Origin of the sequence: uncultured Chitinophaga sp. (assembly GCF_937898475.1) — a bacterium.
Lineage (GTDB): Bacteria > Bacteroidota > Bacteroidia > Chitinophagales > Chitinophagaceae > Chitinophaga.
This window is the reverse complement of the sequence record NZ_CALEJS010000033.1, coordinates 174015-199201: the sequence shown is the minus strand read 5'-3', so window position 1 is coordinate 199201 and position 25187 is coordinate 174015. Positions and strand designations below refer to the sequence as shown.

22 protein-coding genes are annotated in these 25187 nt (G+C 49.3%); 7 read left to right on the top strand and 15 right to left on the bottom strand.

Annotated features, from left to right (window positions below; genetic code table 11):
* Positions 1-43 precede the first annotated feature (43 nt).
* The 5 genes from Q0577_RS21170 to Q0577_RS21150 form a co-directional block, all read right to left on the bottom strand.
* A complete protein-coding gene (locus Q0577_RS21170) occupies positions 44-238 on the bottom strand; it encodes a hypothetical protein (protein ID WP_298739923.1) in 195 nt (64 codons plus the stop codon).
* A gap of 904 nt (positions 239-1142) precedes the next feature.
* Positions 1143-2711 carry an MFS transporter gene (locus Q0577_RS21165; protein WP_298739922.1) on the bottom strand — a complete coding sequence of 523 codons (1569 nt, stop codon included), beginning with the start codon at positions 2709-2711 and terminating at the stop codon, positions 1143-1145.
* Between the two features lie 5 nt (positions 2712-2716).
* Entirely contained in the window at positions 2717-3766 is a 1050-nt protein-coding gene (locus Q0577_RS21160; RefSeq protein WP_298739920.1) for an HlyD family secretion protein, read from the bottom strand.
* A gap of 11 nt (positions 3767-3777) precedes the next feature.
* A complete protein-coding gene (locus Q0577_RS21155) occupies positions 3778-5127 on the bottom strand; it encodes a TolC family protein (protein ID WP_298739919.1) in 1350 nt (449 codons plus the stop codon).
* Positions 5128-5142: 15 nt separating this feature from the next.
* Positions 5143-6021: an AraC family transcriptional regulator gene (locus Q0577_RS21150; RefSeq protein ID WP_298739918.1), complete on the bottom strand. Its 879-nt coding sequence runs from the start codon at positions 6019-6021 to the stop codon at positions 5143-5145.
* Between the two features lie 161 nt (positions 6022-6182).
* Between Q0577_RS21150 and Q0577_RS21145 the strand changes: the two genes are divergently transcribed.
* Positions 6183-6944: a hypothetical protein gene (locus tag Q0577_RS21145; protein WP_298739917.1), complete on the top strand. Its 762-nt coding sequence runs from the start codon at positions 6183-6185 to the stop codon at positions 6942-6944.
* Positions 6945-6975: 31 nt separating this feature from the next.
* Positions 6976-7731 carry a hypothetical protein gene (locus Q0577_RS21140; RefSeq protein ID WP_298739916.1) on the top strand — a complete coding sequence of 252 codons (756 nt, stop codon included), beginning with the start codon at positions 6976-6978 and terminating at the stop codon, positions 7729-7731.
* A gap of 29 nt (positions 7732-7760) precedes the next feature.
* Here the strand turns inward: Q0577_RS21140 and Q0577_RS21135 are convergent, their stop codons facing one another.
* The 8 genes from Q0577_RS21135 to Q0577_RS21100 all read right to left on the bottom strand — a co-directional run bounded on the left by Q0577_RS21135 (position 7761) and on the right by Q0577_RS21100 (position 14062).
* Positions 7761-8186 carry a VOC family protein gene (locus Q0577_RS21135; RefSeq protein WP_298739914.1) on the bottom strand — a complete coding sequence of 142 codons (426 nt, stop codon included), beginning with the start codon at positions 8184-8186 and terminating at the stop codon, positions 7761-7763.
* A gap of 80 nt (positions 8187-8266) precedes the next feature.
* Entirely contained in the window at positions 8267-9037 is a 771-nt protein-coding gene (locus Q0577_RS21130) for a helix-turn-helix domain-containing protein (protein ID WP_298739912.1), read from the bottom strand.
* A gap of 30 nt (positions 9038-9067) precedes the next feature.
* Positions 9068-10915 (bottom strand): sulfatase, encoded by a 1848-nt coding sequence (locus tag Q0577_RS21125; protein ID WP_298739910.1) that lies wholly within the window; start codon positions 10913-10915, stop codon positions 9068-9070.
* 75 nt (positions 10916-10990) lie between these two features.
* Complete coding sequence (locus Q0577_RS21120) at positions 10991-11479, bottom strand: DUF6000 family protein (protein ID WP_298739908.1); 489 nt, start codon at positions 11477-11479, stop codon at positions 10991-10993.
* Between the two features lie 10 nt (positions 11480-11489).
* The gene (locus Q0577_RS21115) at positions 11490-12011 is read right to left on the bottom strand and encodes a hypothetical protein (protein ID WP_298739907.1); all 522 of its coding nucleotides are present in this window, start codon (positions 12009-12011) and stop codon (positions 11490-11492) included.
* A gap of 16 nt (positions 12012-12027) precedes the next feature.
* A complete protein-coding gene (locus Q0577_RS21110; RefSeq protein ID WP_298739906.1) occupies positions 12028-13125 on the bottom strand; it encodes a YbjQ family protein in 1098 nt (365 codons plus the stop codon).
* Between the two features lie 42 nt (positions 13126-13167).
* On the bottom strand, positions 13168-13416 hold the full coding sequence (locus Q0577_RS21105; protein ID WP_298739904.1) for a hypothetical protein: 249 nt from the start codon (positions 13414-13416) through the stop codon (positions 13168-13170).
* A gap of 34 nt (positions 13417-13450) precedes the next feature.
* Positions 13451-14062 (bottom strand): hypothetical protein, encoded by a 612-nt coding sequence (locus tag Q0577_RS21100; protein WP_298739903.1) that lies wholly within the window; start codon positions 14060-14062, stop codon positions 13451-13453.
* 377 nt (positions 14063-14439) lie between these two features.
* On the opposite strand from Q0577_RS21100, the gene Q0577_RS21095 reads away from it, so the two are divergent.
* From Q0577_RS21095 to Q0577_RS21080, 4 genes are all read left to right on the top strand, one after another.
* On the top strand, positions 14440-16158 hold the full coding sequence (locus tag Q0577_RS21095) for a thiamine pyrophosphate-dependent enzyme (RefSeq protein WP_298739902.1): 1719 nt from the start codon (positions 14440-14442) through the stop codon (positions 16156-16158).
* 42 nt (positions 16159-16200) lie between these two features.
* The gene (locus Q0577_RS21090; protein ID WP_298739901.1) at positions 16201-18204 is read left to right on the top strand and encodes a hypothetical protein; all 2004 of its coding nucleotides are present in this window, start codon (positions 16201-16203) and stop codon (positions 18202-18204) included.
* 193 nt (positions 18205-18397) lie between these two features.
* Entirely contained in the window at positions 18398-18778 is a 381-nt protein-coding gene (locus Q0577_RS21085; RefSeq protein ID WP_298739900.1) for a hypothetical protein, read from the top strand.
* A gap of 200 nt (positions 18779-18978) precedes the next feature.
* Positions 18979-21471, top strand: coding sequence for a family 43 glycosylhydrolase (locus Q0577_RS21080; RefSeq protein ID WP_298739898.1), 2493 nt, complete (start codon positions 18979-18981; stop codon positions 21469-21471).
* An 80-nt stretch (positions 21472-21551) separates the two neighbouring features.
* Here Q0577_RS21080 and katG read toward each other — a convergent pair whose 3' ends face one another.
* Positions 21552-23825, bottom strand: coding sequence for a catalase/peroxidase HPI (katG, locus tag Q0577_RS21075; protein ID WP_298739897.1), 2274 nt, complete (start codon positions 23823-23825; stop codon positions 21552-21554).
* Between the two features lie 222 nt (positions 23826-24047).
* Between katG and Q0577_RS21070 the strand changes: the two genes are divergently transcribed.
* Positions 24048-24836 (top strand): DUF899 domain-containing protein, encoded by a 789-nt coding sequence (locus Q0577_RS21070; RefSeq protein ID WP_298739896.1) that lies wholly within the window; start codon positions 24048-24050, stop codon positions 24834-24836.
* A gap of 5 nt (positions 24837-24841) precedes the next feature.
* Here Q0577_RS21070 and Q0577_RS21065 read toward each other — a convergent pair whose 3' ends face one another.
* Positions 24842-25171 carry a multidrug efflux SMR transporter gene (locus Q0577_RS21065; RefSeq protein WP_298739895.1) on the bottom strand — a complete coding sequence of 110 codons (330 nt, stop codon included), beginning with the start codon at positions 25169-25171 and terminating at the stop codon, positions 24842-24844.
* Positions 25172-25187 lie beyond the last annotated feature (16 nt).

Below are 25187 nucleotides of genomic sequence, written 5' to 3'. Positions count from 1 at the left end.
CGTGGGGTTCCAAACATTGAAATAGAATTTGACACAGTTTATTTTACACTCCCTTTTGTGAGTAGAAGATGCGGCTATTGTTAATCTCTTCTTCTTCGGAATCCTCCAAGCCTTCATCATCAGTGAAATTATTGTGATACTCGATAGCTTCATTTTCAAACTCATTGAGTTTGGATTGAAAGCCGAGTACATCTAAAAATGCAACGGCCCTATGTGAATATCTATATTGATGCTCCATATTCTATTCCATTACAAAAACCAAAGGTTATTCTTTCCATAAGGAGGTATGTAATCATCGATGAAATGAGGAGGGATCTTAGCCACCATTTCAGATTACTTGATGGTACCCGAAGGTTTTGGTACTTAATTGACTTCCAGTATATTATGCTGAACTGGCGTACCTGATCTTAATTCCTTTATCGCCTTCATGTCTTTGAATAGCTCCGAATTTGTGCATTGTAGTTTATAATTGATGGGAAAGGTCATTTAATTGATTTGAGTGCAAGCTTTAGTGCCTGTTTCTTGTAATCTTCTTCGTTAATGGTTTTCAGAATTTTGTCTGCCAACCAGAGGGTAAACAAGTCTTCTTCCGATTGCTTAAAAATTTTGGTAAGAGTCACAATGTCTTCCTTCCTGAATAAGCGGTCGCCACGCTCCATTTTGCTGAGCATGGCGTGTCTATATCCAGTTTGGCAGCTAATTGCCGGAGCAATATGTTATCTTTTTCACGTAGCTCTCTAATCCTATTTCCAATCATTTTAAGTCAGTTTATTGACTTGACAAATTTTGGCTAATATAGGAAAAGAAAGCTGTATTGAAAGCAAAATAACGGAATAAAATGTATTCAGGATTTTAAGAAAACAGAAGATACTAAGAACTAAACGTCTTTAATATTCTGAGAATCCAGAGTTTTCTGAACTGTATGGCTTGGGTAGTGATCGTGCTGCCAGGTTTTTGCACAGCCATCACCACCGTGTTGAGTGACCGTAGTTTTCTAATAGTAACTGATTAGCAGAGAGGATAGCATAAAAAGGAAAATTAGCAACAAGTAAAGGATAGAGAAATAGCCTAGATGATAGTAAAGAATGGTTTAGCGTAACAAGGGAAGTGTAGTTACTTCTCAAATCAGAAACTGCAAAATATCATTTTTGCAGCCGCTTATTGATCACTGCAAAGAGCAGTAATGCGATGAAGGCCAGCACCATTAAACCTGCCGCCAGCAGGAATATAGCGCGGATGCCCAGCAGCTGGCTCTGGACAGCGGTGGCTTTGGCCACCAGCATACCGGAAATACCTGCTGCCGCATCAGGGGCGGCCCCACGGGCTGCCAGCGCGCTTTTGTATAATTCGGTCCTTTGCAGCAGGAGCGCATTCTCCGGGATCAGCTTAGCCAGGAAGCTGAGTTTGAACTGCTGGTTATAATGTAACTGCAAAGTATAGAAACCAGCAATGGAGTTGAGCACGGCAATAAAACGGGCATAGCTGCAGACAACAATGCCCGTCATCCCCGTACCTGGCGGAAGCTGTACCAGGCAAAAAACGGTGACCGGAACAAACAGCAGCCCGCAGCCAACACCCTGCAGCAGTATGGGGATACGTAGCTCATGTAGTGAGAGGTCGGGCGTCAGGCGTTCGTATACCCATATATGATAGCAGCACATCAACGCGAAGCCTGTGAGCAGCAGGAGAGGCAGCAGCTGCTTTCTGAGCAGTATCAGCTTCACCGCGATAAAGGTGGCGATGATCACCCCAGCTACGTTGTACAACCCTGCGTTGGCCACATCTGCTGCGCTCCAGCCAAGTATGCCTGCTGCATAGCCATAGAGCAGGTTGAGACTGTCCCGCACCCCGTAAAAGAGCAGCAGGAGCAGCAGGCCGAAAATAAATTTACCGTGACGGAAAACGCGGAGATCGATCAGGGGTCTTTTCAGGCTGGCCTGCCGGAAAAGGAAAAGTACCAGCAGCACCGCAGCGGCAATGGAGGTGTACAGGATAAGCGGATCCTGCATCCAGTAACGTTTGGGACCGTATATCATCACAAAGGCCGTTGCAGACGAGGCGAACATAAAGAGCGCCACGCCCGTCCAATCCAGCTGGTACAATGGATACGGCTTCATGATGGCGACCGGTCTGAAAATGAGCAGGCAAAGCAGCATGGCCATTAGCTGCAATCCGATCAGTGCGTAGTATAACGCCGTCCAGTCGGTTCTTACCACCACCCGTGAGCTGAGCAGGCCAAGCAGCGTACCGCTGGTCAGGATCAGTGAAAAGAACAGGGATGTGCCTACCAGTGTTTTTTTGGCTTCCGGCAGCGTAGAGAAGATGACGATCAGCATACAACCCGCTATGATGCAGGTAATGACGCCCGTGAAAAAGCGCAGTACGGAGAACACCAGCAGATCGTGCACAAAGAGGCAGCCTGTATTAAGCAGGATACCTGTCAGCAATGCCACCAGCAGGTAACTGCGTGTATTGAAATAACGCAATAGCCTGAACTGCAGCGGCAGGGTGGTAATAATACCCGCGTAGGTAACCTGGAAGGCAAAGGAAATATCTTCCGGCTGTGCACCGTAAAAAGAGATGACATGCGCCTGTATCAGTCCGAAGGACGCAAACTGTGCGATGGCCGCGAACAGTATCAGCACCAGCGCCAACCTGGCGATACCCGGGTAGCGGCTGATCCGGCTGTTGAAGTAAACGGTTTGCAGCATATCTTTTATTTGGTTGCCATTTTTACCCTTACCCTTACGTTCATGCCTGCTTTGAGCGCTTCCGCATCCTGGCCGGTGAACACTACCTTTACGGGTATACGCTGAATGATCTTTACAAAGTTGCCGGTGGAATTATCGGCTGGCAACAGGGAGAATTTAGACCCGGTAGAAGCCGCTATTGCCGCGATTTTTCCCTGGAAGACTTTACCCGGTATGGCATCCGCTTCAACGCTTACCGGCTGACCTACATACATGCCGTATACCTGTGTTTCCCTGAAATTGGCGCTTACCCATTTACCGGCGGTGGTTACCACAGATACCAGGGGTTGCCCGGCCTGAACCTGCTGACCTTCGAGGATGGTTTTTCTACCCGTGTAGCCGTTGTAGGGAGAAGTGATAACGGTGTAGCTGAGGTTCAGCCTGGCGAGATCCAGCAGGGCGGCGGCGCGTTTGCGTACCGCGAAGAGGGAGTTATACCTGGCCTGCAGTTCCCGCACTTTGCTGTCGCCGGTTCTCAGGCTGTTGACGGCCGCGTTATAATCGTTCCTGGCTACATCGTACCTGGTTTGCACCTGTTCAAATTCAGACAGGGTCACTGCATCATCGCCCAGCAGGTTCTTAAACCGTTTTACATCCTGTTCCTGTTGCCAGAGCCTGGCCTTGGCGGCGTTGATCTGGTCTTTGTTCACCAGGGTGGAAGTCTGGGCGGCGGCAATGGCGGCAGCTAATATTTCCAGCTGGCCTTTGGCATCTTCAAGCATGGCTGCTGCTTCCTTCACTTTTTGGATGTATTCGCGGTTGTCTAGTATCACCAGGGTATCTCCCTGTTGTACCTGCTGGTGCTCTTCAAAGCGCACATCCTGTATAAAGCCTCCGGCGCGGGCGGAAACGGGATTGATAAAGGCCTCTACCTGTGCATCGTTGGTATCTTCATAGTTGGCGGCATAGGCCAGGTACCAGGTAAAATAAGAGAGCCCGGCAAGGATGAGCGTTATAGCCACCCATTTGATCAGCTTGTTCATAAAGCCTGTTTTAGTATGCTTGTTAGTTTTCATTGCATCGTTGTTTAAAGTTTACCCGTTAAGAAAAGCAGCCGGTAGTACAGGGACAGGGCGGCGATGTTTGCCTGTATATGGTTCAGCCTGGACTCCTGGTAGAGGTTATCTGCTTCCAGGAGGTCTGTTAGGAGACTGAGCTGATTGGCATACTTGGTGTGCTGTATCTGGTAGTTGGTTGCTGCCTGCTCAATGGATTTTTTAGTAACGGCCGCCCGGTTCAGCGCTTCATTATACTTAATGTTCAGTGCCGTTGCTTCCTGTTGTACATTCTCGCTGATCCATTCCTGCTGCTGTTGTAAGCGGCTTTCCCTGAGCCGGGATGCCCGTACTTTATTTTTATGCTGGTAGCGGGATGAGAGCTCATAGGTCAGCCTTACACCGGCGGTACCCACTGCAAAAGTTTGTGGCCGGGGTGGAAACACGAGGGTGTTGGGATAGTTAAAGCCATACCCGCCAAACAGGGAGAGGGAGGGAAGCTGGAAGGATCTGGCAAGTTTGGTGCGGTTTTCCTGTAACGTGATGTGCTTTTTCAGCTTTAAGACGGCATAGGCGCCGGAGAGATCTGCCGAGAGCCTTTCCAGTTCCAGGCTGTCTGGCCGGATCAGGGACACGGTATCTGCGGGGATGATCGTGGTGGACTGATCCAGGTGCAGGAGCATATTCAGTTTACGGTTGCTGATGCGATAGTCATTGTCATTTGCAGTTTCGTTTAACAGTATGTTTGACAGGGAAACATCAGCCCGCAGCACATCGCTTTTGGTGACCTTACCGTTGATATAAAAGGCGTTGATATTTTTGGAGCGTATACGCGCCCGCGTTACCTGGTCTTTTATAAGCCGGGCCTGGAAATAGAGCCGGATCATGTCCAGGTATTGCAGGGTTACCTGTAAAGCGATGGAGGAGGCCTGTTCCCTGGTATCCAGGGTGGCCAGTTCGCTTTTATGCTGCATGTCGGTGACCATGGCCTTTTGACGGCCGCCGGCGTACAGGTTCATGGAGGCTTCCAGTGCCAGGGCCCCGGCATCCGGGCCGGGTGGTTTGGGTATCTGGTGCGGATCGCCCAGCACCCCGTCAAAAAGCGTTACGCTGGTATAACGCTGGTAAGATGCATTTGCCTGTACGCGGGGCAGGGCGCCCATCCTGGCATCCTGCAGATCTGCCCGGGCGGCGTCTTCTTCCTTTTTCAGCGCGCTGATGGCGCGGTTGGCAGCTTTAGCCTGCCGGATGGCCTCTTCCAGGGAGAGGCTGAGCGTGGCGTTGTGGGTGGATTGCGCTTTCAGGCTGCAGACCGGGCTTATAAAAAACAAAAAGAGGATCCATTTGGGAATGCTGGTACATCCCATCAGATGAATATTCATGTTCCGTGCGGATTTTTAAGCTTTGAGAGATTTGAAGTTGGTCCGGAACCGTCCCGGCGGCGTGCCTGCCAGTTTGGTAAAGATCCGGTTAAAGTATTTGGGGTCTTCGTATCCCAGCCGGTCAGATATCTGTTTTATGCTGAGGTCTGTATAGCACAATAAGCGCTGGCTTTCGCGGAGCATTTCCTGCTGGATAAAGTAAGAGGTGGTAAAGCCGGTTACCGCTTTTACGGTATCGTTCAGGTAACTGATGGAATAGCGCATTAAAGCGGCATATTCACTGGGCTTTTTAAGGTCAGGGAAATGTTGCCTTACCTGTCGTTTGAATTCTTTGGTCAGCTCAATGCTTCTCTGGGAATGGTGATTTAATCCCAGCTGCGTATTGGCCTGGAATGCGGAGGCAATTTTATACACACAGGGCGCGGCAAATGCATTAACAGCCGGTTTATGGAGGGGGCCCAGGCTTTCGTCGTTATAAGTTTGCAGCAGCAGTTCAAAATACCGGATAAACCACCACACATCCGGAGCCGATAAGGGCAGCACCGGCCCTTTGAACAGGGAGTCTTCGATCATCAGCCGGGCATGTTCATCTACCATTTTATTGTCCAGGAATAAGATCCATCCATCCACATTATTCTCAAACTTAACAGCCCGCTGTATCTGCCCGGGGAAAAGAAAGATCACCCGGCCGGGTGTAACCTGTACCTTCTTAAAATCAACCAGTAATTCGGCCCTGCCTGTGGTGAGCATGATGCATATAAAATGGTCGTTACGGTGCAGCGTACTGATATCGTCAAACAAGGAGGAAATAAAGGCTTCGTTCATCTTCTCGATACGAACGCCGGAGATATTTTCTTTTAGTTGCCATATAGGAATATTCAATTTCATCTTCATTGTCCATCATTTAAACACGGTACAAAATTACCGCATCCCCGCATTGGAATTTCCCACTTTTCACGCCATTTGTTGGATAAAACACCTTTTTTTACCTGAAATCGGAGGTGTACCCAACCTTTTTACCTGGCCATGCATCTAATAGAGGTAAAGCGATACGCATGAAGAAGATACTTATAATTTTTACTGTTATTTCCGCCACGCTGATGGTGATGTCAGCCTGTAATAAAGAAGACGCAGAACAGCCTTTTGTACCGGAAGATCATTATAGTGTCAGCGATACGGTATTGAAGCGGGGGCAGACAGGATATTTTGGGTTTGTTATTGGTACGGAGTGGAAGGGCGACTGGACCGTTACACCCAATGATGGAGTGAAGATCGTTACTACTGATCCTGAGTATGGCGTGTCGGCCCGGATCATCTTCACGCAACCCGGCCGCTTTATTGTTACGGCCAGGGCAAAAACAGGGGGCCAGGTATTTGCTGATACGGTGCGGGTGATGGACAGTACTTATATTCCCCCATACCACCCGCCATTCGGAAGTGCGGACGCTGATGATATCATCAGGCTGGAGCCGGTTACTTTCCGGGATGATGTGCTGGTATTTTATGTCACCAGCAGCAAGTGGTATTCCTGCCTCGCCTATTTTGAATACCAGAATAACAGTACGGCTACCGCGGTGGATATCAGCCTGGGTATTCCCAGCGGTGCAACGGTATTATGCCTGGCAATACCCATACCCAAACCGTTCAGCTTTATATATACCAGGGGCTATGCCAATGGTGTACATCCGCTTACCATCCGCCTGGGAAATGCTGTCTATACAGGTACGGTGATGGTAACGGATGATAAGTTTACTTTCAACTGGCCGGACAATATACCCATCGCCATTACAAGCAAACAAATTAACCGGATAAAATAATTAACACCAGATAAATGAAAAAGCGATCAGCATGAAGAAGACACTTATAATTTCTACTGTTATCTCCGCCACACTGATGATAGTGGCAGCCTGTACCAAAGAAGAAACACCCGTGCAGCCCGGTGAAACGTTTACCCCACCATTGCGGCTGACTGATGGCGAAGTAAAAAGAGGGCAGACCATTGTGGCCTGGTTATCAGACAGCATTCAGCGGGAATGGACCGTGGAACCCTGTGAGGGCGTAAAGATCTTCCCTGCCGGGCAATCAGCCGAGATACTGTTCACACAACCCGGTGAATATATTGTGAGGGCCAGCGGCAACAACGGCCCGGTATATACAGACACCGTACAGGTAGCAGACATTCCCTATACCCAACCGGAAAGCCAGGGGCCCGTCAGCCTGTCCGCAGACGATACCATTACACTGGAACCGCTGGCCTTCCCGGATGATGTGCTGGTTTTTCATGCACGGGGCAAGAAAGGTTATTCCTGCCTGCCCTTATTGGTGTACCAGCAGAACACTACCGCTTCCGCGCTGCACATTGATTTCATTGGTACGCCCAGCACCGCAGCGGTTACGTGTACGCCCGGCCCTTATTCACCGCCGCATGGTTTCGTATATACCAGGGGGTATGATAATGGAACGCATCCGGTTACGATCCGCTTAGGGACGGCGCTTACTGCTTATACGGGAACGGTCACGGTTACGGATGACAAGTTTAGTTTCAGCTGGCCGGATGGTATACCGGTGGTGATAGCGCCAAAGGTGGTGAGCAGGGTGAGATAAGGAAAGGCCTGGTTAGCGGAAGGAGCGGATTAAGCGTTTTCCAGCGCTTTGATATCGAACTTCTTCATCTTCATATAGGCTTCCAGTACTTTCGGCGCCCTGTCGGGATTGGAAAGCAGTTTGGGTAAAACAACAGGGACCACCTGCCAGGAGATGCCATATTTATCTTTCAGCCAGCCGCAGCTGCCTTCGCTACCGCCATCGGCGCTCAGCTTTTCCCAGTAGTAGTCTATCTCTTCCTGTGTTTCGCAGTCTATCACAAAGGACACCGCTTCATTAAATTTGAATTGGGGGCCTCCGTTAAGGCCGATGAACTTTTTACCATCGAGTTCAAATTCCACCACCATTTGATTATCTGCCCTGATCTTTGAGTTTTTGAAGATAGCACAGTAGAACTTTGCTGCTGCCTGGGCCTGGCCATCAAACCAGAGGCAGGGATAGATGTTGTTTGCCATATTGATGTGTTTTTGTGTTTGTTTGATGGTTCAAAATTAGCGGAGACAGGGAGCGGAAAATAGAACAAAAGTGACAAAATTCATTTGCCGGCTGGTTTGATGAGGGCGAGGTATTCTTTAGGGGTGATGGCGGTGAACTCTTTGAAAGCGCGGATAAAATGGCTCTGGTCTGAATAACCATTGCTGAGGGAAAGGTCTGTAAGGTTGCGGAACTCCAGTTTGCGGAGTTGCCGGAAAGCCGTATCAAACTGGCTGATGCGCCGGTATTGGGTAGGGATGATGCCGATATTTTTTTCGAACATGCGCTGAAAGGTGCGGGGCGTCATGCAGAGATCCTGCTGTACTTCCACGAGGTTCTTTTTGGAGGGAGCGCCGGCGATCTTTTCTACCGCATATTTTATGATCTGCACATCGGTGCTGACCTTGGTGGTAAGACTGAAAATATAATGATCCAGCAGGGAGATCATTTCGCTGGTGGACGATGCGTTCAGCAATTGCTCCTGCAGGTTGGCCCTGACAGCGGGCGACAGCAGGTTCAGGTCTACCGGGCTGTCTGTCAGTTCCCGGGCAGCAACGCCAAACAGGGAGTTGAGGGCATAGGGTTTAAAGAAGTAAGCAATGAGGGTAAAGTTTTCCTTTATGGTGAGTGTAGAGGGGAATACCGTCTGGCCAAAGAGGGTCAGGTGGTTGGTGGCATTCCCGATATGGCCTTTGGCTGTCTGGAAAAGAAGGGTAGGCTTACCATTGGCAAAGAGGGGCAGCACAAAAGGCGTACTAACCGGGTAATTATCGATTACCAGTATTTCCTGCACATAGTCAGCAATTTTCAAAGCCGGTTTGAGATATGACACATTCATATGATTGTACAGAAGACTGTTACATTATGGCTTTCCGGAAAGATCGTTCATAGTAAACCGCAGGTCGCTGATCTTTCCCTGGTATGTTTGCAGCTTACCGTTCAATGCTTCGCCCTGTATTTTGCCGCAGGTTACATAGCCGTTCCTAATCTTTGTCAGGTCTTTTCCCAGGTCCTGTTTTAAAATAGTCTGCCCGTTGAATACCACCTGCAGTGCGCCCTGTGCAGAGAGGCTGAAAAGCAGTTGTCCGCTGCCGGCAGGTATTTTCCCGCTGGCAATGTCGGTACCATCTGCTAATATGAGGCCTATTGTATGCTGATAGGCGTATAGTTTAAAGTTATTGAAATAGTCGCATATAACGCCTCCTTTGTCAGCGTCTTCCAGGTATGCAGTGATGATCAATGTATCGGGGTTCCAGCGTTTTTTGTTGAAGGAGAGATCAGAGACGCCCACGTTTTGGCGGATGGTATATCCCTGGTCAAAAAATTCAGGCAGGGGTCCTGCCAGTATCATTTCCGCTGTTTCGCCCTGCCGTTGCAGCTCTTTATTGAGCAGCTGTTCCAGTGCATGCCTTTTATCCTGATAAGCCGGATGGGCCGCCAGGTTTTTAAACTCATCGCGGTCGGTATTCAGGTCAAATAGTTCTTCGGGGGGATGATAGCTGTAACGGTCAAGCAGGAACTTCGTTTTGGGATCAGTGGCTGCGGCGGCTATCCAGCTATCGAAATAATATTCGTTCTGTTCCACCCTGTCGATATGTGTGATGAAGCGTGCGCCGGGGTGATAGTTTTTGATGTAGTGGAAGCCATCATCGGTAAAAACCGTCCGCGCGGGTGTATAATTATACCAGAAATGAGGCTCCATGGATGTTTCGGCGAAGATATACCGGTGATGATCTTTCTGTTTATCCAGTAATACATTTTTGAAAGAAGCGCCGTCCAGTTCATCGGTTGGTTTGCCGCCTCCGAGGTCGATCAGGGTAGGGGTGAGGTCTACCAGCGAGATCAGCGCATCAGAGGCGGAGCCGGGCTGCACTTTTCCCGGCCATTTTATGATCAGGGGCACCCTGAGGCCCTGGTCGTATGCAGACCATTTTGCAGCGGGGAATTGAGCGCCCTGGTCTGCGGTGAACATCAGGACGGTGTTGTTCGTTTGTCCGGCTTTTTCTATGGCCTGCATCACTTCTCCGAACATCTTATCCGCTTCGCCGATGCTTTGATAATAGGCGGTCAGCGCTTTACGGGTGGCTTTGGTATCGGCCAGGTAATTGGGGACTTTTATTTTTTCCGGATCGAAGTCTTTATTCGGGAACCAGGGCACATGCGGTACCCAGGGTGCAACAATGAGGCAGATAGGTTGTTGCGGGCGATCCCTGAAGTGGCTTTCGATCATGTGAACGGTTTCTTTTTTGCGATCCAGCCGGTTCTCAACCGGGAAATATTTTCCGAATGCTTCGCCGGTCTTTTCAAACGGGAAGTTATGGAGGGGGAATACATCCGTTTTGCCGGAGATCACCACCCGGTAGCCGAGTTGCTGCAGGAACTGCGGCAGGTTCGGTATATTGGGCCTTACGGTGAAGTGGTTCATCTGTGAGCCGTTTCTGAAAGGGTAGCGGCCTGTGAATATAGCGCTCCTGGAAGGCGTACAGATGGGGGCTGCGGCGTATGCACGGTTAAATTGTTTGCCTTCCCTGGCCAGGCGGTCTATATTAGGTGTTTTGACGTCAGTATTGCCATAGCAGCCGAGGTCTTGCTGGTTGAGGTCGTCAGCAAGGAAGATGACGATGTTGGGCTTGTTTTGTGCGGTGGCGGGGTTGGGCCATAGCAAAAGCGCCACCAGGAGTGATGTGAGTACAGTACAGGCTTTGGTCATATGCAAGCTTTTCCGGAGGGGGAAGATAGGAAATAATTTTGGGTCTGTATAGCCTCTTTGGAGGCTTGCATGTTGTTATAGGGGATGTTGATGCAGGTTGCGAAGAATAGCAGTTTGTTCCTCAAAATATGTTGATAACGATTCCTGCGACTCCCAGCGTTGTTGAAGCTGTTGTAAGTAGTTATTTGAAGCCTCAGTTCCTTCTTTCAGGGCTATATGTTTTGCCATCTCCAGTGCCTTGCGTTGCTCAGTGGTGTGCCGTTTTTCCCAAAACGCTTTCCACTTATCTGAATGCGTGTTAAAATTGGTGGTGTTGTTCAGCTTGTCTAAGAACAGCGCCGCCTCCATGACCTCCTTCTGATCGAAGTAGAGGGACGGTTGGGTCAGGTAATAGTCAAGATATCTGTTCAGATATTGGATGGAGTTTGCATCATTAAAGAAAGCCAGTGTCAGGGCATAAATGTGTCCTACGCAACAGACTTCAGTCAGATTGTCAAAAGGTGAAGCGTGCGTAACGGTTGCACCTGCGGAGTGGCGTTGTGCCATTTCGTTTGGATCGTCCATATATCTGGTATCAGGCTTTATTACTTACTTCTTTGATTATTGCATTTTCTTCGTCTGTGTTCCAGTTCTGGGTCCGGAGGCAGAGGTTTGTCCAGAATGTTTTGTTATCAAATGTTCGTCTTTTAAGTTTGTTGATCATTGGTAGCTTGTCAATCACGGTTGCATATACAATGTATCGTTGGCCTACTTGAAAGTTATATCCGCAGGCTGCTCCGTTGTAGGGTGTCAGGATGGTGATCGTGTCACTTGCCAATTTTCCTTTAAATTTCTTATCAACCTTTATCCTTACAACGGTTGAGGGGATTTCACGCCAGTTAAAGTATGCTACATTTTTATCCCCGGTGGTGACTATTCCCAGGCTGTCATAATTTGTTGTCAGGATTTTGGAAATAACTTTACCACTGAAGGCAGCATCGGAATAATGTAAGCTTGCTGAAACACTGATATCTTCCTGACAAGAACAGGCAAATGAATGTAGCGTACCGGCGATAGTGAGGATGATTGTTAGTAGGAGGATTTTGTCTTTTGTCATTTTCGACAGCATTTGCCTATTTTATATATTCAGAAATAAGTTCTATTTTTTCGCCAATATAATTATCTGCATCCGCTGGTTTCATTTCATTTTGCTTAAAGCCATAAATATCTTGTCCGCAGCCGTTGCAGTAGGTATCTATATCGCTGGTTTTCCCGCATTCACAAGTCCATACTTCCTTTTCTTTTGACGATAACAACTGCTTTTTTGTTGTCCTGGTGCCACGTTCGGTGAAGGCCTGTTGAATATAGCTCCTTATATGCTGTAATTCCTGAATGTCTTGGGTATTATAGTATGGCTTGTTGTATGTGACGATGCGGAGGGCGCGCTTCTTTGTCCGGAAATTATCACTATTTAACAGCTCCATGCTGTAATTGTAATCGAACAGATTTAGCTCGTTAATTATATCGGATAGTTTTGATGTAAGTAGTTCGCTTGATTCATTTTTAATGCTATTATATAGCAGGTCTAATTTTTTGTGTTCAGGTAAGGCGTCAATATAGCTGACTAGCTGCTTGTAAAATTGGTTAGTAGCTTCAAGAAGACCGTGGTCATTTACGATTGTTGTTGTAAACTTATTCAGGAGAAATGGGAACACTTCATCGACCTGGTTTGTAGTGATGAAGTTCCAGACATATTCGTTAAGCGACAGGCTACCGGTGTTTGCTTCTTCTATTATCTTTTTTTTGTATCTTAAAATGTCGATTCTTTCAAGACCAACATGATCGGGTTTTTCATCGGGTTTTGGCAAGTGTGCTTTTTCTGCAACTTCCTTTTCCAGAATGACTGCGGTTCCAACTGCTGTCAGCATGAACATAGACTTACCTTTTCCTGAAATTTCGTCCATGTCTATATTCAACCCAACAATACAGTTTGCTCCGATTTCATAGGCTGCGAATTTTATTCGTTCTATTGCTTCTTCGTAAAGAGATCTCAATTGTTTCTGGTAAGTGTAAGAGCGTCCGCCGAAAACGTCAGTTAATCCGCCCAGAAAATCGTTGAATAGGTTTGTCCCTGCAACAATGTGCGCAGAAACAGGTTTCAAGTACCGTTTTACTTTAAGTCCGTCAACAGAAGATGTTGTAACTACCAGAACGTCTTTGGGATTTACCATATTAAAATATTGATTTGATAATTGGCATCTGATAAAGCCTTATTAAGGGTGGGCTTTTCTTAGCCGGTTATTTACAATTTGTTGAATTTTTCCCTTGCCAATAATTCTTGCACCTTCTAAAAAATCAAATGTTATCCCCTCTTTGAGTTGTCCCGCAAATTGTTCTGGGGAACTTAGCCTGATTTCAGCGACAACGGTATCACCAGGGTAAACAGTTGTCCTTTCTATAAACGTTTGTTGTCCTGATGTTTGCAGTTTTGAAAATTCTTTTACAAATTTTTCTGCTGTCATAAGTATTGAGTGTATATGGGAGTAATTGAGGTAATTATAATTCATTCTTTATCCAACCAAGAAAGCGGTGAAACAAACCTTTTTTCTCAATGAAACGGATAGTTTTATCACCGCCTTCAATCACTTCTCCTTTATCGTTATTGGCGATTATCTGCCGTTTCATTATTCCAGGCTGATTTTGAAGAAACTTTTCCGCGTCTATTTCAATATAAGAGGATTGCTCAATTTCCGCTTCCTCGTCTGTACCTTCAAGCCCCCGAAACCAATTGTCAACTTTTCCTGCTATGCGTAATTGCCGGTATCTATGATTTTTAATTTCAGTGTCCTGGACTTTAATTGACCTGATATCATTTAGTTTCCTGAGCAGATCAAAGGTCTGGTCAATTACGGTACTGGGGCTGACGATAGAAAACCGCAGACTGAAGTCTTCCAATACGGACGCTGTTGGTCCTAGTATACAATGCGCCTCGGTTAAACCATTTTCAGTCCTTAGTTCAAAGTAGTAAGCGCCATAATTTTCAGCGGTTCGTTTATTGAACTTATCATCCAGGTGCTTCATGCCTGTTCTTTCAAATAGACCAATGATGTCTTGCTCCAAAACCGGATCTTTAAATTCGATATTGAATAGATATGATTCTAGTCCCATTGGCTGTCATTTTCGGTAGTGTTTAATAGATCTTCCAGGTCAACTTTACCTTTTCCCAGGCATCGGGGACAATCAACCATATTGCTGCGGAACAGCCGCTTGATAAAATTCATAGGTCAGGATTTGAAGCCGTTAAATATACACAATAAATAATAGCATACAGGAACAGGATAAAGTTATCTGAACTGTTTGTCAATCATTTAATTTTTCCGGGTGTTTAAAAAATCACTATCTTCCATCCCCGTAGATAGAAGACCCTGACTTGTCATATGAAAACGTAGAATGCAACCACAACAGATCCCATGATACTGATTCCCTGTTTTCCATCGTAAAACAGCTACACCACTGTATTCCCTCAATTACATAAACCGAAAAAAATGCAAAAGCAGAATTTTACCGTTGCAGATTACTTGCTTACACGGTTAAAACAACTCAACGTTACGGAGGTCTTCCAGATTCCCGGCGATTACGTTAAACATTTTACCCAGGCCCTTGAACATTTTGACGGTGTAACAGCGATTGGCTGTATCAATGAGCTGGACGCCGGTTATGCCGCCGATGCCTATGGCCGTACCAGGGGACTGGCCGCGGTATCCCTGCAGTACGGGGTGAGTACCTTCATTGCCCTGAATGGCATTGGGGGCGCTTATGTTGAACGCAGCCCCGTTGTAGTGATCAGCGCCACACCCGGTGCAGATGCCCGTCGTATCACCAACATGTACGACGTGCTGTATCATCACTCCACCGGCAACCTGGCGGCCGACCAGGAAGTGTACAAACAGGTAACGGTTGCAGCTGAAACGCTCAGCACTTCCGCCGGAGCAGGAGAGAAAATAGACCGGCTGCTCATTGCCGCCATCACGCACAAAAGGCCGGTGTTCATTGAATGCTACAAGGAAGTATGGGGAGAACCCTGTCTGCCGCCGCCAGACAAGCCGCTGGAGCCGCTGAAACGCAGCAGTGATCCGCTGGCGCTGTTGAATGCTGTGGATCAGGCCTGGTCGCAGATCGCTGCCGCCAAAAATCCCCTGATCTTTGCGGGCGTGGAAGTACTGCGCCACGGCTTATCCGGCCTGCTGCAGGACCTGATCGACGCCAGCGGTTTCCTGTACACCACCACCTCCCTGGGTAAAACCGTGCTGGATGAAGGCGGCGATAAGTTTATCGGCACCTATTCAGACGCCGCCTCCATTGAAAGCGTCCGTAACATTGTGGAGCAATCAGATTGTATCCTTACCCTGGGCACGATCATGACGGATGATTACCTCTGGTTCGTTGAGAACAAGTATCCCAATATGGTGCTGGCCACTACGGAGCAGATCAGGGCGGGTTACTTTATCTACAAAGACGTGACCATGGAGGATTTTATGGACGCCCTGCTCACCCGTTTCAAAAAGGTGAACACCTATCCGCTGAATGTAACGGCGCCACCACAGCCAAAGTTCCCGGAGCCCTGGCTGTCTAATTCAGATCCGTATTGGGATGCAAGTCCGCAAACCATTACCTACAACCGTTTCTTCCAGCACTCCATGCAGTTCCTGCAGCAAAATAAGCTGCTGAACCAGATTGTCATGACCTTCGGCATCAGCTCTGCCATGTATGTGGCTACAAATGCCTACGGTTTATCGCAGAACAGTTTCCTGGCTTCTGCCGCCTGGCAGATCATCGGCTATGAAACCGGCGCTGCATCCGGCGCGCAGCTGGGCAGCGGTAAACGCGCCTGGACCATAGCGGGCGATGGCGGCTTCATGATGATATGCCAGTCGCTCTCCACCCTGGCCAGGAACAAACTCAATGCCGTGGTCTTCGTAATGAGCAATGCCGTTTACGCTATTGAACAGGTATATGTGGATATCAATTCCTTCAAGCCTGGCCCGGAGCATACCTTTGATACATTCGACATCCTGCCAAAATGGGATTACCTGGCCCTTGCCAAGGCCTTTGGCGCAGAGGGATTCCGCGTTACCACCGTTGACGAACTGAATGCCGCATTGCCGAAGATCTGGGCGCTCACTGATAAACCAGCCCTGGTAGAAGTGGTGATCCCCGAAAAGGATCTTCCCCGCCAGATGTACCGGCTTGGAACAGAAAGCTGATCGACGCATTTAAACGTTTTTTCACCCTCAAAACACTATTCTATGGGAAAGAAGTATTCCATCTTCGGAGCCGGGGCGGCAGGGCTTTATACTGCCTGGCGATTACTGGACAGCATGAATAATACTGAAAAGGCTTCCGCCAAACAATTACAGCCGGGCGATACACTGGAACTGTTTGACTGGGGCAAATATGCTTTCAATAAAGAAAACCCCGGCACCCGCGCCGCCGGCGCACGTATCTGTACCTGGCATTACCAGGACGATAAAACAAAATCTTACCTGGAGCTGGGCGGTATGCGCTATTCTTATTGGGACGGTACGCCTAAAGGCGGCGGGCATCGTTTAGTAACGACCGTTATTGAGAAGCTGGACCTGAAGAAATTTTCCGTGCCCTTTAATGAATCCACCAACCCCTTGTTCTACCTGCGTACGAAGAATATGTACCTGAACGATATTTCTTCCTCCAACCCGGCGCCCTATAATGTACAGAACTATGGTGCGGCATCCTCACCCGATACCGGTTTCAATATCGTGGAAAGCCTGGCGGTAACCGCCGATTCAGGCCCGCAAACCAGGCTGGAGTGGTGCGATTTTTACCGCAATGGGAAGATCAGGGCCGAGCTGCCGGACAGCTCCGTTTATAAGAAAGGTGATCACCTGAAAGACATCGGTTACTGGAACCTGATGTTTGACCAGCTGGGATCAGAAGGATATAAATATACTTCTGACGGTAACGGTTATACATCCAACGTGATCAACTGGAACTCCGCAGTGGCTTTCCAGGCCAATAACGAATTCACACCGGGCACAGAATACCGTACGCTTACGCATGGGTATTCCAGCATGTTCAACGCCCTGTTCAATGCCATTGAAAAACTGGCAAAGGAGAAGCAGGTTAAATTTGACTACTACCCGGATACACGCCTGCATTCCATCCTGGTGATCGATAACGTGATCACTTATACAATAGCTACCCGCGAGCACCCGAATAAAGCATCCGGCGAACCACGGACTACAACAGCCGCCTGGCTGGCAATGCCCCGTTACGCCATAGAGCTGGTAGCGCAGGCTTCCCGTTATATAGCGCATAAGGGACTGGATGTGCTGAACCACAGGAAAGTACAGCTGTACCTGGAATCTGCCGTGCTGCAGCCGTCCTATAAAGTAGGGATGTTCTTTCATGAGCCCTGGTGGACGGAGAACGCCACTAACCCGCCCGCCTACCCGGCGCAGATCACCGGTTATGAGGTGACCCAGGATGTGCTGGACCAGCTGCAGAAGAATGGCTTTCCGCCGGCTTACATTGCAGACATGGGCAACGATGTTAACAATGTCAGCATCCTGGAAACCCCTTATGCATCGGCAGCTGCCTTTATCAAAGCTGTGGAGACCTGCATACAGGCACGGCTGACGGTAGTACAGGAAGAACAGCTGCTGAAAGCAGCCGAACGGAATACGATCGGGCCCAGTGTAACAGACCTGCCTATCCGCCAGGTGGTGTACTTCGGCAACAATGCCCTGGACCAGAGCGGTAAACCGGTATACGGACTGCTGGCCAGCTATGATGATGAACAGTTCACCAGCTTCTGGTCAGATCTGGAGATAGGGCCTAACAGGCAACGTGAAAGGCCTGTTTCAGAAAACTATCAGCCACTGGAAGGTCCGCGTAAAGTACCTGACGTGATGGTGAAGATGCTGCGCAAACAAATGGCACAGGTGCATTTTGGTCCGCAGGCAGATTATACCATGGTGCCGGAACCGCTGGAGGCAAAATATATGGACTGGTCTTTGCCGCCGTTCAATGCCGGTTATCATGCTTATGCAGGTCACTATGATGTATGCGATGTACAGCAGAAGATACGTAAGCCTTCGCAGCTGATAGAGGGCGCGGATGCAGATATCTTCATTGTAGGAGAGGCCTATTCCAATGACCAGGCCTGGGTGGAAGGCGCTTATTGCACTTCGGAATCTGTGCTGAACGATTTCTTTGGTATTCCGCCGATTATCGACAACAAGGAGTATCCGTTTATCTGCCCCTGCAAATAAAGGGATCACCATCAACATCAGCAGCCGCTTCAAAGCTATTTTGAAGCGGCTTTTTTTATGCCCGCAACCGTTAGTAGACAATCCGCTACCGTTGGTAAAACGGCAGCCTCCGGGAGGATCCTGATATGAAAACGTTTTATATGTTTGTAAAGCCGGCAACATAAAAATTTTTTTCATCATCAAAATAACCCGTATGAAACACCTATTGCTAAGCATGGCCTCCATGCTCCTATTCCTGCATGCATCAATGGCCCAGACAACAACAGCGGCAACTGCTGCCACCCCGCAAAACAGCCTGGCAATCGGCGCCCCGGCGAAAACAGTTTCGACCAAACAGAAGGCGCTGCCCGCAGCACCGCAGATGCGGAACCCTTATACCGCTGTAAATAAACCCGGCTGTGACGGTCAGGACAGAAAATTAGTGAACGGGGTATGTGAGATCGGACAAATAATATTTTCCAGGAGCGAGTGGAATGATACGACCCATGAGTGGAAGTGTTATTACTACTACCGCTGGTCAGATAACAGCACCAGTGCAGAGTATTACTTTGTAAACTCTGCCGGCTGCCCATGATAACAGGTTGTTATCAATACATTGATACTGATTTATTACGAGACTGTCTTTTCCAGACGGTCTCTTTTTTTGCCGGAGGTGTTCTTTTATGTCTTAGTTTTAACAGGAATTTGATAAGAAATGAATAAGTAATGATCAACCATGAATAACAGGCAAGGCTGCTGATTTTTATATTTATTTAAGGCACTAAATCCACTGTTATGAAAACCATTACTACGATCATTATTTTATTGATCTGTTCCCTGTTTACCTATGGCCAGGTGATCAACCCCCGCACACTTCCCCAGGAATGGGGCGAATACGGTATCGGCGACCCCTACATCCTTAAGTTCAGGGGCAAATTCTACCTGTACTGCAGCACCCGTGATGATCAAACCGGGGTTAAATGCTGGAGCAGCTGGGACCTTGTCAGCTGGAACTACGAAGGGCTCTGTGTAGCCAATACTGTTACCCTCTCCAAAGGCGCCTACGCCCCGGAGGTGATCTACTGGAACGGCACCTTCTACATGTACACTTCCCCGGCAGGGAATGGGCATTATATACTCTCAGCTCCCAGTCCGACGGGCCCCTTTACCGTGCAAACCGGCAACCTGGGCCGCACCATAGACGGCTCTGTATTTATAGACGATAATGCGCAGCTGTATTTTACCTATGCAGGGGGCAGCGGCATACAGGGCGCTGTCATGAGCGGCCCGCTATCCATCAGCGGCGGCGGGGCCACCTTAAGCGGCACATCGCTGAACGGGTGGACGGAAGCCTCCACGCTATTTAAACGTAACGGTCTTTACTACCTGACCTATACGGGTAACCATGTTTTCAGCAGGGGCTACCGCGTTCACTATGCCACGGCTACCAGTCCCTTGGGCAGCTACACCGCCGGAGATAACAATCCCATTGTGCTGAATACGGAAGGCGCTTTCTTTGGTTTGGGGCATAGCGGGTCTTTCATTGGCCCGGACCTGGATACCTGGTTCATTGCCTATCATAACCTTTTAGGGCCCAGCAGCATTGTAGGACCCAACAGGAAACTGAACATCGATCCCATGGGCTTCAACGGCAACAAGCTGCTGGTATACGGCCCTACCAACTGGACACAGCCATCTCCCGCCATGCCCACATTTTATGACCGCTTTGACAGAACGGCCATTGGCGGCAACTGGACCAACATCAACGGTGGTAACTGGGGCATCTACAACCAGGAACTGATGTGGCAGGATAATAAAACCACTTTACAGTGGTACCGCCAGGTAACCACCGCTGCTACCGCCGCCAATTATACAGCAGAATTCAACATGAAGGAAATGAGCAGGGGCGGAAATGACGCCCGCTTTGGCGCGGTGTTTTCCTACATTGATGAAAATACCTATGGTTCCGCCTTGCTGAGCAGCTTTAACAATACGCTGGAAACAGATATCAAAGTGAACGGCGTGTCTATCGGTGTTAATGCCATCCCGCTTCCTGCGGGCTGGGATTACCAGAAATGGCATGTAATACGTGTGGAGAAAGAGGGCACTACCTTCAGGATCTATGTAGATGGTATGCTGAAGTCTACCCGTAGCGCCAATATCACAGCAGGCGGCAAGATAGGGGTTACTACTTATCACGACCACGCTGACTTTGGTTACACTGCGTTCAGCAATCGCGTAAATGGCAGCGGCGTATTCAGCTTCTATAAACCGGTGCCCGGCACCATTCCTGCCGTGCATTACAATGAAGGCGGAGAAGGAGCAGGCTACCATGATCTGACTAATGAGAATATTGGCGGTAAATACCGTGCAGACCGGGTGGATATACGCGACTGTGAGGAAGGCGGGCAGAATATAGGCTGGAACCAGACTGGCGAGTGGTACCAGTACAATGTAAATGTGCAGTCGGCAGGCCCTTATCATCTTGGAATAAGATACGCCACTACCTTCACCTCCTGTAAAGTGCGTGTTTACTGCGATGGCGCCCCTGTTTCAGACATCGTGGCCATCCCTGCCACCGGGGCTTGGTCTGCCTGGCGTACGGCGGTTTTAAAGAACCTGAACCTGCCTGCGGGCAATCACAGCATCCGCATAGAAACGGTAGAAGGTGAATTTGATTTCTCCACATTGAAGTTCGAATCAGGGGCTACTACGGTGCCCGGCGGTTCAGATAATTTTGACTCCGGTAGTTTCTCTACCTTATGGAACTATACGAACGGCGCTTATGCTATTTCATCCGGCAGGGCTACCATCAACGGCTTTGGCAAAAGGACCATGGGGAATGTGGGCTGGACGGATTATACGGTGGAGGCGGATGTACAATGTCCTGCATCGGGCAACGGGGGACTGATCTTCCGGGTGCGTAATCCTGCTGCCGCAGAATTTGGCAATTCCACTGCGCTGAGCTCTGATTATTTCCAGGGCTATTATGCAGGGATCGAAGCGGGCGGTATTGTGCTGGGTAAACAGAACTATAACTGGACCTCTCTTTCGTACAAATCGCAGGCGCTTACACCCGGACAGTTCTATAAGCTGCGGGCCGTGCTGAATGGCGCCAACATCAAGATATACCTGAATGACATGGCTACGCCGGTGATAGATTATACAGACCCTTCGCCCATCATCAGCGGGAAGGCGGGGCTGCGGACGCATGCGGCCAATATGGCGTTCGATAATTTCCTGATCTCGGCAACTGCCCCGGTAATGGCGTTGGTGTATGGCCGTTAAGATATAGCGAACCATATATTAAAAAAAGGGTGTCTCAAAAGAAGAGACACCCTTTTAGCTATACTTACTGGATGTTATGGTCAAACGATGTCAAACCTGTCCAGGTTCATTACTTTCGTCCATGCAGCTACGAAGTCTTTCACAAATTTTTCCTGGCCGTCTGAGCTGCCATACACTTCTGCAATGGCCCTCAGTTCTGCATTAGCACCAAACACGAGGTCTGCACGGGTGGCGGTCCATTTCACCTTGCCGGTGGCGCGGTCGCTGCCTTCGTACAATTCCTTATCAGCGGTGACTGCTTTCCAGGCGGTGCGCATATCCAGCAGGTTGACAAAGAAATCGTTGGTCAGCACGCCGGGGCGTTCTGTGAAGACGCCTTCTTTAGATCCGTCGTAGTTGGCATTCAGTACGCGCATACCGCCTACCAGTACGGTGAGCTCCGGACCTGTCAGTGTGAGCAGGTGGGCTTTATCGATCAGCAGCTCTTCGGTAGATACCGGGTAACCTTCCTTGCGGTAGTTACGGAAGCCGTCGGCGATGGGTTCCAGGTAGGCCATGGATGCTACATCGGTCTGTTCCTGTGTGGCATCGGTACGGCCGGGTGTAAAGGGAACGATGATCTCGTGGCCTGCATCTTTCGCTGCTTTTGCAACGCCTACACAACCAGCCAGCACGATCAGGTCTGCCAGGGAGATTTTCTTACCGCCAGACTGTGCAGCGTTGAATTCCTGCTGGATGCTTTCCAGTTTATCCAATACTTTCTGCAGCTGCGTGGGATTGTTCACTTTCCAGTATTTCTGCGGGGCCAGGCGGATGCGGGCGCCATTAGCGCCACCGCGTTTGTCGGTACCACGGAAGGTAGAAGCGGAGGCCCATGCAGTAGATACCAGTTCTGATATGGTGAGTCCGGAAGCCAGGATCTTTTCTTTCAGTACGGCTACATCCTTTTCTTCGATCAGGGGATGATCCACTGCGGGAACAGGATCCTGCCAGATCAGTTCTTCCTGCGGAACATCGGGGCCCAGGTAACGGGCGCGGGGGCCCATATCGCGGTGTGTTAATTTAAACCAGGCGCGGGCAAAGGCGTCTGCAAATTCTTCGGGATGTTCGAGGAAGCGCCTGGAGATCTTTTCGTACACGGGGTCGAACCTTAAGGAAAGGTCGGTAGTGAGCATGGTGGGACGGCGCCTTTTGGAAGGATCGTGTGCGTCCGGTATAATTTCACCTGCATCTTTCGCTACCCACTGGTGAGCGCCTGCAGGGCTTTTGGTGAGTTCCCATTCAAAGTTGAAGAGGTTCTCGAAAAAGTTATTGCTCCATTTGGTAGGCGTGGTGGTCCAGGTAACTTCAAGTCCGCTGGTAATGGTATCCGCCCCTTTACCGGTACCAAAGCTGTTGTGCCAGCCGAGGCCCTGTTGTTCCAGGTCGGCGGCTTCGGGCTCTTTGCCTACGTGTGTGGCAGGTGCGGCGCCGTGGGTTTTACCGAAACTGTGGCCGCCTGCTATCAGCGCCACGGTTTCTTCGTCGTCCATGGCCATGCGGCCAAATGTATCGCGGATATCTTTTGCGGCAGCAATGGGGTCTGGATTACCATCAGGACCTTCCGGATTCACATAGATAAGACCCATCTGTACGGCGGCCAGTGGCTTTTCGAGGTTACGGGAGTGGATATCGCCATCCGCATCATCATCGGAAACCAGTACGCCATGTCCTTCCACACCGGGGGAGCCGTGGGCATAACGCAGATCGCCACCCAGCCAGGTGGTTTCTGAACCCCAGTATACATCTTCATCCGGTTCCCATACGTCGGCACGGCCGCCGGCAAAACCGAATGTCTTAAAGCCCATGGATTCCAGGGCCACATTACCGGTAAGGATCAGCAGGTCGGCCCAGGAGATCTTGTTACCATATTTCTGTTTGATAGGCCATAACAGGCGACGGGCTTTGTCGAGGCTAACGTTGTCGGGCCAGCTGTTAAGGGGGGCAAAACGTTGTTGTCCGGAGCCTGCGCCACCGCGGCCGTCAAATACGCGGTAGGTACCTGCACTGTGCCAGGCCATACGGATAAATAAGGGGCCATAGTGCCCGAAGTCTGCCGGCCACCAGTCCTGCGAGTCTGTCATGAGTGCATGCAGGTCTTTCTTTACGGCTTCCAGATCGAGGCTTTTAAATGCTTCAGCGTAGTTAAAATCTTCACCCATCGGGTTTGACTTGGAGGAGTGCTGACGAAGAATATTTAACTTCAGCTGCTTAGGCCACCAGTCCCGATTCCTGGTGCCGCCGCCGCCAACATTAGTCTTCATACTCCCGTTGTGAAAGGGGCATTTACTGATGTCTTTTGATTCGTTTCCCATTAGTATTTAAGTTTATGGTGTTGAGTGAATATTTACATGTGCCTGTTGCAGGTTGGTAAAATTATCGAAAAGTAGATATAGTCAGAATCAATTGATTCTATCTTTTAATAGTTTTAATCTATACGTCCGGATCAACCCACCGGAATGTCTATATCACCCTCCCGATACTTACAAATAAGGCCCTACATTTGTTTCATGGTATAAACGTTAAATTTTACAATCATGGCAAACAGACATCCGGAACACAACATCGTCAGCCGTGAAGAGTGGCTTTCCGCCAGGCTGGAGCTGCTGGCAGCGGAAAAAGAACTTACCCGGCAAAGCGATGCGCTGGCGCAGCGGCGGCAGGAGCTGCCGTGGGTACGTATTGACAAGGAATACCTTTTTGATACGGATGAAGGCACGGCATCCCTGGCAGATCTTTTCAAAGGACGCTCACAGTTACTGGTCTATCATTTTATGTTCGGGACGGATTATACGGCGGGCTGCCCATCCTGCTCCATGATTGCGGATGGTTTTAACGGCTTTTCGGTACACCTGGCCAATCATGATGTGATGCTCTGGGCCGTGTCAAGAGCGCCGCTGGCCAAACTGCAGGCGTACAAACAGCGGATGGGATGGGAGTTTCCGTGGGCATCTTCCGGCGGGAATGATTTCAATGCCGATTTCAATGTATGGTTTACGGAAGAGCAGCAGCGTGCAGGTGTGGATTATAATTACCAGCGTGAAAAGCGCTTTGAATGGCGGCAGGGCCAGGAAGGCGGCGGCCAGGCAGCTGAAGACAAGTTTGCCGCCATGTGCGGAACGGATACGCCCACCTTCCATCGTGACAGGCCGGGTATGAGCACTTTTGTGCTGGAAGACGGGGTGGTGTACCACGCTTATTCTGCCTATGCGCGGGGGCTGGACAGCCTCTGGGGTGTGTACCAGTGGCTGGATCGCGCTCCCAAAGGCCGTAACGAGCGCCAGGGAGTATGGTGGCGCCGTCACGACGAATACGCACAGCGCTGAAATGCTTAATGGGAAGAAACTGCTTTCAGTCCGACAATGGAACCTATCAACGTTGTTATAAAGAACAGCCGCCAGAAATGAGCGGGCTCATGAAATACCAGTATACCCACCAGGGCGGTTCCCACGGCCCCTATGCCTGTCCACACGGCATAAGCGGTGCCCAGTGGCAGGGTTTGCGTGGCTTTCATCAGCAACAGCATGCTGGCCACCAGGGACACCAGGAAAGCGCCATACCACAGATACATAGTAGTGCCGGTTGATGTTTTTGCCTTGCCCAGGCAGGAGGTAAATGCTACTTCAAACAACCCGGCGATAATTAAAATGATCCAGTTCACGGTTAAATGATTTTGA